A 402-nucleotide genomic window follows, 5' to 3' on the forward strand; every position below is an offset into this window, starting at 1 on the left:
GTAAAGGTGCGTGGCTGGTCGCGGGAGCCGTCGTCGTGACCTGCATGATGCTCCTCGGCCCCAGCACGCCCGCGGGCGCCCCGTTCGCCCGGACGGTGCCGGTCGACGCCGCGAAGGACGTGGTGCCCAACCGGATCATGACGTGGAACCTGTGCAACCCGTGCGACGAGAGCAACGTCGACCGGGCCGCGGAGATCGCCGCGTACGCGCCGCAGGTCGTCGGCCTCCAGGAGGCCTGTGTACGGGACGTCGAGCGGATCCGGGACCACCTGGCCCATCTGCACGGGCTGGACTACCACGTCGAGTACGGCCCGGTGCTGCGCAGTTGGAGCCGCTGCGGCGGCGCCCCGTGGCGGCCGGGAGGTTACGGGCAGGCGCTGCTGTCGGCGGCGCCGATGACCG

1 protein-coding gene is annotated in these 402 nt (G+C 72.6%); it reads left to right on the plus strand.

From position 1 onward, the window contains the following. Positions 1–402 (plus strand): endonuclease/exonuclease/phosphatase family protein (locus tag LPA54_RS40850; RefSeq protein WP_228985469.1); only part of this gene is annotated, 402 nt, incomplete at both ends.

It is taken from the genome of Streptomyces sp. DH12, assembly GCF_020873895.1.
In the GTDB taxonomy this organism is placed as follows: Bacteria; Actinomycetota; Actinomycetes; order Streptomycetales; family Streptomycetaceae; genus Streptomyces.